Origin of the sequence: Empedobacter sp. UBA7494 (assembly GCF_002478465.1) — a bacterium.
Lineage (GTDB): Bacteria > Bacteroidota > Bacteroidia > Flavobacteriales > Weeksellaceae > Empedobacter > Empedobacter falsenii_B.
Window position 1 is genome coordinate 21,768 of the sequence record NZ_DLOC01000083.1, and the last position, 9,232, is coordinate 30,999.

General features: G+C 31.9%; 11 protein-coding genes. 2 read left to right on the plus strand and 9 right to left on the minus strand.

The genetic code is table 11. The features are described from left to right. Nucleotides 1-47 precede the first annotated feature (47 nt). The gene (locus B4E95_RS09915; protein WP_291091387.1) at nucleotides 48-713 is read left to right on the plus strand and encodes a DUF2490 domain-containing protein; all 666 of its coding nucleotides are present in this window, start codon (nucleotides 48-50) and stop codon (nucleotides 711-713) included. A 123-nt stretch (nucleotides 714-836) separates the two neighbouring features. On the opposite strand, the gene B4E95_RS09920 is transcribed toward B4E95_RS09915, so the two are convergent. From B4E95_RS09920 to B4E95_RS09955, 9 genes are all read right to left on the minus strand, one after another. After that, complete coding sequence (locus B4E95_RS09920; protein ID WP_280062991.1) at nucleotides 837-1,559, minus strand: hypothetical protein; 723 nt, start codon at nucleotides 1,557-1,559, stop codon at nucleotides 837-839. A gap of 62 nt (nucleotides 1,560-1,621) precedes the next feature. After that, complete coding sequence (locus B4E95_RS09925; protein WP_115001235.1) at nucleotides 1,622-3,322, minus strand: ribonucleoside-diphosphate reductase subunit alpha; 1,701 nt, start codon at nucleotides 3,320-3,322, stop codon at nucleotides 1,622-1,624. 79 nt (nucleotides 3,323-3,401) lie between these two features. Beyond that, entirely contained in the window at nucleotides 3,402-4,361 is a 960-nt protein-coding gene (locus tag B4E95_RS09930) for a ribonucleotide-diphosphate reductase subunit beta (RefSeq protein ID WP_291091388.1), read from the minus strand. Nucleotides 4,362-4,741: 380 nt separating this feature from the next. After that, nucleotides 4,742-6,304, minus strand: coding sequence for a ribonuclease Y (gene rny / locus B4E95_RS09935; protein WP_371202802.1), 1,563 nt, complete (start codon nucleotides 6,302-6,304; stop codon nucleotides 4,742-4,744). 263 nt (nucleotides 6,305-6,567) lie between these two features. After that, a complete protein-coding gene (locus tag B4E95_RS09940; RefSeq protein ID WP_291061802.1) occupies nucleotides 6,568-6,858 on the minus strand; it encodes a cell division protein ZapA in 291 nt (96 codons plus the stop codon). An 8-nt stretch (nucleotides 6,859-6,866) separates the two neighbouring features. Beyond that, nucleotides 6,867-7,202 carry a hypothetical protein gene (locus tag B4E95_RS09945; RefSeq protein ID WP_291091389.1) on the minus strand — a complete coding sequence of 112 codons (336 nt, stop codon included), beginning with the start codon at nucleotides 7,200-7,202 and terminating at the stop codon, nucleotides 6,867-6,869. Between the two features lie 130 nt (nucleotides 7,203-7,332). Then, a complete protein-coding gene (locus tag B4E95_RS09950; RefSeq protein WP_291073381.1) occupies nucleotides 7,333-7,875 on the minus strand; it encodes a hypothetical protein in 543 nt (180 codons plus the stop codon). 155 nt (nucleotides 7,876-8,030) lie between these two features. Next, the gene (locus tag B4E95_RS13145; RefSeq protein WP_414647149.1) at nucleotides 8,031-8,192 is read right to left on the minus strand and encodes a hypothetical protein; all 162 of its coding nucleotides are present in this window, start codon (nucleotides 8,190-8,192) and stop codon (nucleotides 8,031-8,033) included. Between the two features lie 108 nt (nucleotides 8,193-8,300). After that, complete coding sequence (locus B4E95_RS09955; protein WP_291091390.1) at nucleotides 8,301-8,522, minus strand: hypothetical protein; 222 nt, start codon at nucleotides 8,520-8,522, stop codon at nucleotides 8,301-8,303. A gap of 95 nt (nucleotides 8,523-8,617) precedes the next feature. On the opposite strand from B4E95_RS09955, the gene B4E95_RS09960 reads away from it, so the two are divergent. Further along, the coding region (locus tag B4E95_RS09960) for a hypothetical protein (protein WP_291091391.1) at nucleotides 8,618-9,232 on the plus strand (615 nt) is incomplete at its 3' end.

Below are 9,232 nucleotides of genomic sequence, written 5' to 3' on the forward strand. Positions count from 1 at the left end.
CACGAATCGTTTTCGTGTCTTTTTTTATTTTCGATTAAATTGAATGAATGAAGAAAATATTAGCCAGTTTTATTGTTTTAACCAGCTTCGGGGTACAAGCGCAAGAAAGTGATTTCAGGACTTGGAATGCCTTAAATATCAATCATAAAATCAATAAAGATTTTAATTTTCAGTCGGATATACAATATCGTTCGTACGAAGATTTAGATCAATTACAACAACTTTTGATTCGAGGAGGAATTGGTTACAACTTAACAGAAAGTAACAATACAATTTTAGCTGGTTACGCCTACATTCAAAACAGAACTCCTACTGCTACAGATGATTATGCTCATAGTCACGAACATCGTTTGTATCAACAATTCAATACAAAACAAGCTTTACAACGTTTTAATTTTGCGCATCGCTTTCGTGTCGAAGAACGCTTTTTAGAAAATAATACACAATTTAGATTTCGTTATCAATTGACTGCAACCGTTCCGCTGAATAATGCCAAATTAATCGAAAATACGTGGTATTTGAAAGCGTATGATGAGATTTTTCTACAAGCTGTAAAAGATAAAACGTTTGATAGAAATCGACTTGGTTTAAGCTTTGGTTACGTTATTTCGCCAACTTTTAGTTTAGAAGCTGGTTATATGCTACAGAGTCAAAAAACATCACACACAGATCAATTGATGATTGGCTTGACAGTTAATAATCTGATAAAATAGAGTCTTATCTTGGTTAGAATAATTTACACTTGATTATATGAAAGTTAAGCTAAATGGAAAAACAAAAGTAAAATGCACTATTTTTATTGATAAATCAATAACTTTATTAAAATAGCTTACTAATTACTCTATAAAATAAGACCAAGGTATATCAAATCTTCCTCGTCTTTCTGCTACTTTAAGCTTTTCTCCTTCAAAACTTGAGTAATACTTTTTATAATCTACTTTTATCTCTTTTTCTATAAATGTATTGTTCCAATCTTCAATTATTAAATAATAACTACTACCTCCTTTACTATTTTTCTTAATTTTTTTCAAAATCTGAGTTTCATAAATTTGAGGAGTAGATTGATCATACTTACAATTAATGAATATAACAGAATAAATAGAAAATACTTCAATTAATATTATGATAAAAACATTATAAACAAAATTTTTCTTGTTGTAAATCAATATTTTAAATTGATTAAAATAATAGATTATTAAGATTAATAACGCTATAACACTCGAAGGAACCCATACATTTTTATAATCTAAGACATTGTAATCCATAGCGGTTCTAATGATTAATCCAAAACAAGATAACATAAAACCTATAGAAATTGTTGGAAGATTTGGTCTAATTTCAGGCTCAATTGAGATCAAACCTCGATAATATCTAACTAAAATGATGCAAAAAATAGGATAAACAAAAGATAAATAAATTAAAATTTCATTAAAAAACTGAAAAACTAATGTACTCAAACCGAAAATGCATCCAATAATATTAATTAATAAAGCCGTTCTTTTCAACGACTTTAAATCAGTAAATTTTTGTTCAATAATAACTAAATCTAAAAAATTCATAAAATCTAAAAATCCGCTCAATGAGCGGATTTTCTATTTGTAATAAAATATATCATTTCCTATTAAGCTTCACAAGAAGAACAAGAAACTAAGTTTGCAACTAATTCCTTAGAAACTGATTGTGAACGCTGATAGTACAATGTTTTTACACCTAATTGCCAAGCTTCGATCATCAAACGGTTAACTTCTTTCACAGGTAAATCTGGTGGAATATTTAGGTTTAATGACTGCGATTGATCTACATATTTTTGACGAATCGCTGCTTGTTGAACAATTTCTAATTGAGAAATTTCTTTGAATGTTTTGAACACATCTTTTTCCTCTTTTGTCAATTGTTCTAAATGTTGCACAGAGCCACCATTCAACATGATTTCGCGCCAAATATCTTCGTTATCGATTCCTTTTTCTTGTAATAATTTAGTCAAATATTTATTCTTACGCATAAAGTTTCCTTTCGATAAACCTGCTTTGTAATAATTTGAAGCAAACGGTTCAATTCCTGGAGAAGTTTGTCCTAAAATCGCAGAAGAAGACGTAGTTGGTGCAATTGCACAAGTTGTTGTATTACGACGTCCGTAACCTTTTAAAACTTCTGGTTCACCATAAATACGAGCTAATTCTTCCGAAGCTTTATCTGCTTTAGATTGAATATGCTTGAAAATTTCTGTTGTACGTAATTTCGCTTCCATTCCTTCGAAAGGTATCATGTTGCGTTGTAAATAAGAGTGCCACCCTAATACACCTAAACCTAAAGCACGGTGACGTTTTGCAAAACGATTAGCTGATGCTAAATAATGATTTCCTTCTGTTTTTTCGATGAATTCTTGTAAAACTGCATCTAAAAAGAAAATTGCTAAACGTACTGCCTCAGTATCTTTCCATTCATCGTATAACTCTAAGTTCATAGAAGATAAACAACAAATAAATGATTCATCAGCAGATGAAGGCAACATAATTTCTGAACAAAGATTAGAAGCATTAATTGACATTCCTAAATCTTTGTAAACCTGTGGTTTATTTTTATTTACGTTATCTGTAAAGAATAAATATGGTAATCCTTTTTCTTGACGAGACTCTAAAACTTTCGCCCAAATTTGACGTTTATCCGCATCTCCATCAATCATTTCTTGCATCCAATAATCTGGTACACAAACACCATAAAATAAATTCTGAATTGAACTTCCTATCGATTTAATTTTCAAGAATTCTTCGATATCATCATGGTCAATATCCAAATAAGCCGCAAAAGCTCCACGACGTGTAGAACCTTGAGAAACCACATTCATCGCAGAATTGAACAATTCCATAAACGAAACAGCTCCACTACTTTTTCCGTTATCTGTAATCGCCGCTCCACGCTCACGCAATTCACCAAAATAACCAGAAGTACCACCACCGATTTTAGTTTGCATAATAACTTCTCCTAATTTATGCGTAATTCCTTCAATACTATCTGGAATATGAACATTGAAACAAGAAATTGGTAAACCACGCTCTGTTCCCATATTTGCCCAAATTGGAGATGATAAACTCATCCAACCTCTTTCTATCATTTCTTTGAAAGATTCTTGCAATTCTGGTTTGTATAAACGTTTTGCAGCCGCAGCTGTGATACGATCTATAGCTCCTTCAACTGTTTCCCCTTTCAATAAATAACCTCTATTCAAAATTTGTTCAGATTCAGAGTTTTTCCACCATAATTTTGGTGCTTCACCGTCAAAAAATATATTTTGAATGTCATCGTGTGGTATTGGATTGTCCATAGCTTTAGAATTTATAATGATGTGATATTGTTAAATAATTTTATTTATAGTTGTGTTTTTGATAAAAAGTTTCGGCGGTTTAAAATAAATCGTCTGCCGAAATACTTTTGTCATGTTTAGTATAATCTACTGGTCTTTTTGCGAAAAAATCGTCTAAACTACTCGCAAAAACTTCTTCCTCAAACCAAGCCATCGGTTTATACTGTTCTTGGGAAATATGAAATATTTTTTTGTATCCAATTTTAGCAATTGCTTCATCAATACGGTATTTCATATAGTTTAATAAATCTGCTTTTGAGTAATAACCAAATTCTCCTTTCTCGAAAATCCAATCTAACATCATTTTTTCTTGGTCAATATAACCACGAACAGCAGTTTCTACCCAATTTTGATCTAATTCCTCTGGTAATAAACCTTCTTCACGAATTTTATTAATCAAATAAATCCCAGCATTTGCGTGAATTTGCTCATCTGTAGATGTCCAAGCAATGATATTTGCTGTATTTTTCATTAAACCATCAAAACGTGTAAATGCCAAAATATTTGCAAATTTCGAGAATAACGAACTATCTTCGATTACCAATGCAAAAAACAATAATTTCTCTACAATTGATTTGTTCTCGTCACGCATAATTTCTCCAACAAACGTATTATAACTTTTGAAAATTGGATTTTGCAAGGCTACATTAAACTCATCTAAATAACCATTTACCTCCAAAATACGCGAATACGCTTCACTATGTCTAAACTCACATTCTGCAAAAGTAGCACCTAATCCATTCAATTCTGGCTTTGGAAAATAATGATACAAATCTCCCCAAAATCCTTTTACCGTTACCTCTACTTGCGCAATTGATAAAATAGAACGTTTGTGAATTTCGCGTTTCGCATCATCTAAATTAGCATGATAATCTTGGATATCTGAAGTAAAATCTACTTCTCCGTGTACCCAATATGCTTTTTGGATTGCTTCTGTAAAGGTTAAAATTTCAGGATATTCAAATGGTTTATAATTTACCCTTTTATCAAAAATAGACATAGTTTTTTGGACTTTTTAGATTAATAAACTTTGGTAAAAACGAATTCTTTCATCAAAATAAATGAAGTTGGTTCTTTTATTTTATTTAGAAATTTGAACCTCAATAGGGTTACATTTTCGTTTCAATTACTCATCGATTCTTTCAAAATTAAGATAAGATTTTACAATTAAAAATTTTGTAATCTTAAAAATTAAAAAGGTTATCAACAAGTTGTTAATTATTTGATTATTAATTAATTATTTTTGAATTTTTATTCGTTATAATTTAATAATTTTTATCAAAATAACAACTATAACTTGGATTAATTTTCTATAATTTAACAAAAAAATAGGCAAGCCTTGTTGTAGACTTGCCTAAAGAATATGATAAATTCTAAATTTTATCTTGCAATATTTACTGCACGTGTTTCACGAATTACAGTTACACGAACTTGACCTGGATAAGTCATTTCGTTTTGAATTTTATCCGAAATTAAGAACGATAATTCAGCTGCTTTTGTGTCATCAACTTTATCACTTTCTACAATCACACGCAACTCACGACCAGCTTGGATAGCGTATGCTTTTTCTACACCATCAAAGTTAAGAGCCGTAGCTTCTAAATCTTTCAGACGTTGCATATACGATTCCACAACCTGACGACGAGCACCTGGACGAGCACCAGAAATTGCATCGGCAACTTGTATAAGTGGCGAAATTAAAGAAGTCATCTCTATTTCGTCGTGGTGAGCTCCAATTGCATTAATTACGTCTGGATGTTCTCCATATTTTTCTGCCCATTGCATACCCAAAATTGCGTGAGGTAATTCAGATTCTTGCTCCGGCACTTTACCAATATCATGTAATAAACCTGCACGTTTCGCTAACTTAGGATTCAATCCTAATTCCGCAGCCAACGTTCCTGCTAAATTTGCCACCTCGCGAGAGTGTTGTAACAAGTTTTGACCATAAGAAGAACGATATTTCATACGTCCAACGATACGAACTAAATCTTTGTGTAAACCGTGGATTCCTAAATCTAAAATTGTTTTCTTACCAACTTCGATGATTTCGTCCTCGATTTGTTTTGTTGTTTTCGCAACAACTTCCTCAATACGTGCTGGGTGAATACGTCCGTCTGTTACTAAACGATGTAAAGATAAACGAGCAATTTCACGACGAACAGGATCGAAACAAGAAAGGATAATCGCTTCTGGCGTATCATCAACAATGACTTCAACTCCTGTAGCAGCTTCTATTGCACGAATATTACGTCCTTCACGACCAATGATACGTCCTTTGATTTCATCAGATTCAATGTTAAACACAGAAACTGCATTTTCTATCGCTTGCTCTGTTCCGATTCGTTGAATAGAAGAAATTACAATTTTACGCGCTTCATTTTTCGCATCTAATTCAGCCTCTTCCATAATTTCTTGGATATGAGCTTGTGCTTTCGTTCTTGCTTCGTCTTTCAAGACTTCAATCAATTCAGCACGTGCTTCATCAGCAGAATAATTCGAAATTTTTTCAAGTATTTCTACTTGTTTTTTGTGCATCGTATCCACTTCTTTTTGCTTAATATTAAGCTTTTCTGTTCGTGCTTGTATATTTCCTTTCTCAGATTTAATCTGATCTTTTTGTTTCTGAATTTCTACTAAGTCCGTTTTGATTCTCTCTTCACGTTCTTTTACTTTAAGCTCAGCATCAGCTACTTTTCTTTCACGTTGATTAACAACTTCTTCGTGTTTAGATTTTAATTCTAAAAATTTTTCTTTGGCTTGAAAAATTTTCTCTTTTTTAATGGCTTCACCATCTTTCTCAGCATCATTAATCAAATTTTGTGCTTTGCGAGTTGCTTCGTCAATCAGTTCTTGATTCTGTTTATCAACTGATTTTTTTGATAAGAAATATCCCACCGCTGCACCTATGATTAATGTAACAATTGCAATAATTATTGTCATAATTGGGTCCATAGATTATGTAATGTTTATATATAAAAAAACCTACATTAGTAAAGTATGTTTTGAGTTAACTCCTGTAAACAGGATTTGAGTTAGTCCGTCAGTCAAGTATCCGCTGTCAAATAAATGAACCTAAAAGGTTGCGGCCCGCTTTCCGAACGGTGTTCACTCGGTAACAAAACTAGTGTTGAGTTAACCAAAATAGCTAGAACTAATGTAGGAATATTGTTTAGTGGACAGTTTCACAACTGTCAGAACTTCTCTTATTTTGCGATTGACTGATCAATCAATTCTAATAACTTCGAAATGCGTTCTGTTGTCATTTCTTCGTTATCTTTCACTTGCTTTTTCAGCTTTGCTTCGCGTAAAGCTAACTGAATTGTCACCATTGCAAGCGCGTCTTGTTTGTCAGAAACAGCGTACTTTTGTTCAAATTGTTTCAAAATACCATTTATTTCTTCTGCACAAGAAAGTAACATTTCTTCCTCTTCAGAATTAATCGTCATTGGGTAATAACGTGAAGCAATTTTTATCTCAATTCGTTGAGTTGACATTCTTTTTATTAATTATTAGTTTTAATTTGAGCGATGCACGTATCGACTTCTTTTATTAATTTGTTCATTCTTTGCTTCATCATTTGTTTGTACTCCTGATTTCCGCTCATTGCATTAACGACTTTTAATCGTTTTACCTCCTCATTTAAATTTAAGTTATTCGCTTGCGAATCTCTCAATTTATTTTTCAATCGGGCATTTTCTTCTTTTAGAGAATTGATTTCATTTTGCAATTTTTCCAATTCTTGTATCGAGTTTTCAGCGCCCTTCAATATATCTTTATAATTCCCAAGTTGGCCTAAAACACTTAAAATTTTGTTTTCAAGTTCATTAAATTTCACCATTTTTTCCATCTCCTGAGAATTTCAATTATTCTAGCTTCTATTGCAAAAATAGTATTTTTTTACTTCTAATCAATACAAAAACCTAAATATTATCAGTTTTTTCTTATTCATTTGACAAATAGAGATTTACTTATATTTTTTGTTTCGTTTCTTTATTCTTCACTACTTTCACAACATACTTGATACTAAAAAACAAAAACAATACCGAAAGAATAGTTGGCAGAAATTGACAGAAAATAATCAAAATTGATTTGAAATGATACATTCCATCTTTCCAACTTTGTTTTAACTCATATCCTAAGTTGATTTCTCTATACGCTTTCAGATCGGTTTGTGGTAAAATATTCGTTACAACTCGTGGTTCTTCTGATAATTGATATGCAATAGTCGCATAAGAAATCGCATCATTTATCAACGCTTTGTTGACTTTATTTTCGATTTGTTGCGAAATTTTAACTGCTTTATTGTTTTCATTTTTCAACTCATTCTCATATTTCTCAAAGGTCATTTCTTCATTATTAATTAAAATATGATCGATAATAATTCCTTTCTCCACTGCAAATTTGACATGCTCGCGCAATTTATTTGACGGAACTTTCAATTCAATCAAATAAGAACGTTGAATTTTGTCTATTTTCTTAACGCTTTCTTCAGATAATTCAACTATATCCAAAGTTTCTTTGCAAAGTGTTGATTTTATTGGGTTAGTTACTCATATTATAACATTTGATACAACATAAGTACAACAATTGAAAAAGTATGTTTTAAGTCTTTGTTGAGCATAGATTTTAAGCCATAAAAAACGAAATTTTAACATTTGATATAGACTTAAAAATGCGAAATTCGAGCATATAAACCGATTTTATTTAACTGAGCAGTACGATTCATCAACTGATATTCTGCTAATTTGGAACAATAATAGCCTCTTGATGCTTTGGCATATCCATTTTGAAGCAACAATTCATTCAAACATTCGCCTGATTCCAGGATGACATAACCTAATTACCTATGATAAAAATCGTAGGCATTTTTTATTTCTGTAAGTATGGTTACTCTATCTCCAACACTCAAAACGTTAGTTAGGTAATTTCTTACGTCTCATCCTAACTCGATCAACAAACTAGCAGGAAGATGCGTTTTTTCTTCATCTATTTTTAATTTTCTATTCTTTCGGATTTCTGGTGCATCTATTCCGTATAATCGAATTTCTTTTTCTTGTTTCGAAAAAGCGTGTTTCACAACCAAAGTATCTGCATCTTTGATTTCCAATACATTATAAAATGTTTCCAGGTAGCAAGGTTCTTTAGCACTGTATTTCATTGTATTGCAGTTAGTTACATATTGTCTATACAAATTTAATTATTCAACTTTGTAATAGTATTATTCTCAAATGTTTAACTAATAAATTTAAAGTTATGGCAAGACAAAAAGGACTAATGAAGTACATCGGAACGATTGGAGATGTACGTCATTTTAAAATTAAGGGACAACCAGGTTTTTATGCTGGTTTAGTTGGTGGTCCTACAGCTCAGCAAGTGAAAACTGCGCCTGAGTTTGAACGTACTCGTGAAAATATGAATGAGTTTGGTGGTTGTGCAAGAACTGGAAAATCGTTGCGTACCGCTCTTTCTCAAGTCATGAGTAAAATGGCAGATAGTCAAGTGACAGGTCGATTAACTTCGGTAATGAAGAAAATCAATTTGGAAGATGGTACAGAAGCCAGAGGTTATCGAAAAGTTGAAGTTTCTACTCAACGCCAATATTTAATTGGTTTTGAGTTTGACAAAAAGCTTTCGATTAATGGTGTTTTTAATGCGCCTTATGATGTGGAACACAACGTTGATAGAAACGAAGCGGAATTTATTGTTGCAGCATTTAATCCTGCTGAATTGGTTTCTGCTCCTGCTGGTACTACACACTTTCGTTTAATTAATGCATTGGCTGTTTTATCGGATTTCTCGTTCAATCCTACAACTGGAAATTATGAGCCTGACGATGCTATTAATAACGAATTAAATGTTGTTGAATAC

What these genes read in the sequence shown, in the direction of transcription:
- B4E95_RS09915 (WP_291091387.1), top strand. Translation starts at nt 48, where the DNA reads ATGAAGAAAATATTAGCCAGTTTTATTGTTTTAACCAGCTTCGGGGTA.
- B4E95_RS09940 (WP_291061802.1), bottom strand. Translation starts at nt 6,858, where the DNA reads ATGTCAACTCAACGAATTGAGATAAAAATTGCTTCACGTTATTACCCA.
- B4E95_RS09930 (WP_291091388.1), bottom strand. Translation starts at nt 4,361, where the DNA reads ATGTCTATTTTTGATAAAAGGGTAAATTATAAACCATTTGAATATCCT.
- B4E95_RS09945 (WP_291091389.1), bottom strand. Translation starts at nt 7,202, where the DNA reads ATGGTGAAATTTAATGAACTTGAAAACAAAATTTTAAGTGTTTTAGGC.
- rny (WP_371202802.1), bottom strand. Translation starts at nt 6,304, where the DNA reads ATGACAATAATTATTGCAATTGTTACATTAATCATAGGTGCAGCGGTG.
- B4E95_RS09955 (WP_291091390.1), bottom strand. Translation starts at nt 8,522, where the DNA reads ATGAAATACAGTGCTAAAGAACCTTGCTACCTGGAAACATTTTATAAT.
- B4E95_RS09920 (WP_280062991.1), bottom strand. Translation starts at nt 1,559, where the DNA reads ATGAATTTTTTAGATTTAGTTATTATTGAACAAAAATTTACTGATTTA.
- B4E95_RS09925 (WP_115001235.1), bottom strand. Translation starts at nt 3,322, where the DNA reads ATGGACAATCCAATACCACACGATGACATTCAAAATATATTTTTTGAC.